Raw genomic sequence first — 2,794 nt, 5'->3', positions numbered from 1 at the left:
GGGGCGGTCTTTAAAACATGAAGCGGCCCATGAGTATCCGCGATAAATTTGCTTCAAAACGCAAACAAAAGCAAGTTTTTAGACGCCTGGCGACCTATGAGCGCCGAGCTACTATCTGCGCTGCGCCTCTTGCGGCGAAATTTTATCGCTGCCATGTATTTTGGCGAAATTTTATACCTAGTTTCGGCTTTCTTTACATAGTACCGACTTTAGCTACCGCGCCTTTTGGGATAAAATTTCACCGCCGCGCACAATCGGTATTTTATCGCTCCGTTCGTTTTGTAGTGAAATTTTACCGCCGTCCGCAGTCAGCAGCACTCAATCATCGTTCGTTACAGCCTGCTAGAAACAAAGCTCGTTGCCGCTCTACTGCCTAGCTTTCACCTCGCCGTCGCCGAGCCGCAAATTTTAAAATTTCAAACGCCTCAAAATTTTAAAATTTTAGAAATTTCAAATCTTTTAGAATTTTGAAATTCTTAAAAATTTAAAGGCGGAGTCTGCTTGCAAGCTCGCCCGCAATCGCATAAATTTAAAATTTCAAATGCACGCAGTATCCTAGTCGCGCACTAAATTTAAGTATCACGCGCTGTTCGCGTTTTGCCGCACGGCGCGCCGAAACGGCGCTGCGAAAACAAGTAGCCAAAGGCACCCCCAAATACGCTTTGAAATTTTAAAATTTCAAAACTAAAATTCCGCCCCATCGCGCAGCTTTGCGCACCGTTCGTGCCGCCTAGCGATCGAGCCCCTTTAAAATTTTATGACGCTCTCGCCCTCGACCGATCCGCTAAATACAAAAGCAAGATCAAAAAGCGCCAATTGCGCAATGCTCGCAATCAAGATCACTGATCGTGCGATACTTACGACCGATTGCCGCGCCTACCTCGCAAAGCCGCCTTTTTTAGGACCGCCCTTGCCGTGGCAGTCTTTGTATTTTTTGCCACTACCGCAAGGGCAAGGATCGTTGCGCTTAGGCTTTTTGTCGCCAAACTCTTCTGCGCCCTTTAGCTGCGCTTCATTCGTGCTTGCGGCGGCGAGCTCTTTGGCGTTTGAGCTCTCCATACGCTCCTGCATCGCACGCTGCTCGGCTTCGATCTCCTCCCTAGATTTGAACTGAATCGAATGCAGCAAGCGGATGCTATCGGATTTGAGGCGCATCACAAGCTCCATAAAGAGATTGTAGCTCTCCTTTTTATACTCCGTAAGCGGGTCTTTGTGGTTGTAGCCGCGAAGTCCGATGCCCGCTTTTAGGATATCCATCTGATACAGATGCTCTCGCCAGTCGCGATCGACGATCTGCAGATAAAGCATCTTTTCGATACTTTTTCGCTGCTGCGGATCGATCGGCGACATCTTGTTTTCATACGAAACGGCAAGCGCGCCGATGATCTTTTCTTTCAGCTCTTTGAAATCATCGACCTTCTCAAGTTCGCTGTTTTCGAGCACCTCGCCCGTTTCTTGAGCGATTTTGGCGACGATCGGAAATTTATCGACCTCTTTGATATTTGCGCCGTCGAAAATTTCAAGCTCCTCAAGCACGCTAGAGATGTACTCTTCGCGGTTTTGGATGATTTTATCTTTCAGATCGTAGTCAGGATCCAAAAGCTCATTGCGATATTTATAGATCGTTTTGCGCTGCTCGTTTGCGACGTCGTCGTATTCTAGGATATTTTTACGCGCTTCAAAATGCAAGCTCTCAACTTTTTTCTGCGCGTTCTCTACTGCGCGCGAAACCATGCCTGATTCGATATGTTCGCCGTCTTTTAAACCCAAGCGATCCATGATATTTTTGATCTTGTCGCTGCCAAAAATTCTAAGCAGATTATCCTCCAAGCTTAAGAAAAACCTACTCTCGCCCGGATCACCTTGGCGTCCGCTTCGACCGCGGAGCTGATTATCGATGCGGCGGCTTTCGTGGCGCTCGGTACCTAAAATATACAGCCCGCCCAAAGCGCGCACTTCATCGTCTATGCGGATATCCACGCCACGTCCCGCCATATTCGTAGCGATCGTTACGGCACCCTTTACGCCTGCGTCTTTGATGATCTGCGCCTCGCGCTCGTGATTTTTAGCGTTTAGCACGGAGTGCGCGATGTTTTCTTTAACCAAAAGTTCATGCAACTTCTCGCTCTTTTCGATCGACGCGGTGCCCACGAGCACGGGCTGGCCTTTGGAATTTAGCCGCTTGATCTCACCAATGACGGCGTCAAATTTCTCGCGCTCGGTTTTGTAGATAAGATCGTTTTGATCCTTTCTGATGACCGGCACGTTTGTAGGGATCGAGACTACTTCGAGTTTGTAAATTTGAGAAAATTCCGTCGCTTCCGTCTGCGCCGTGCCCGTCATACCGGCGAGTTTTTCGTAAAGACGGAAGTAGTTTTGAAAGGTAATGTCGGCAAGAGTTTGGCTCTCCTCTTGGATTTGCACGCCCTCTTTAGCTTCAAGAGCTTGGTGCAAGCCTTCACTGAATCTGCGCCCCTCGCTAAGACGACCCGTAAATTCATCCACGATTATGACCTGCCCGTCGCGCACGACGTAGTGCACGTCCTTTTCAAATAGATAATTCGCCTTAAGTGCTTGATCAAGGTAGTGGCTAAGCACTGCATTTTCGAGACTATAGAGATTATCCACGCCAAAAAGCTTCTCGGCTTTTGAAATTCCTGCCTCCGTAATCAAAACGGCGCGGTTTTTCTCATCTACGGTAAAATCGCCCGTCGCCTTGCCTTTTGGATCTGCAGGCGCCTCGCCGCGGATCATTTGGCGAGCTACTTCGTCGGCTTTGATATAGCCGTCCAGG

The 2,794-nt window shown here is 48.6% G+C and carries 1 protein-coding gene; it reads right to left on the bottom strand.

Features of this window, described 5'->3' with window-relative positions; translation table 11 throughout:
- Nucleotides 1-876 precede the first annotated feature (876 nt).
- On the bottom strand, nucleotides 877-2,794 hold a 1,918-nt coding region (locus Q0277_RS02505; protein WP_297995248.1), incomplete at its 5' end, for an SEC-C metal-binding domain-containing protein.

Source organism: uncultured Campylobacter sp. (genome assembly GCF_938030815.1).
In the GTDB taxonomy this organism is placed as follows: domain Bacteria; phylum Campylobacterota; class Campylobacteria; order Campylobacterales; family Campylobacteraceae; genus Campylobacter_B.
Note: the sequence above shows the minus strand (reverse complement) of the source record. Positions and strands in the feature narration are given on the sequence as shown.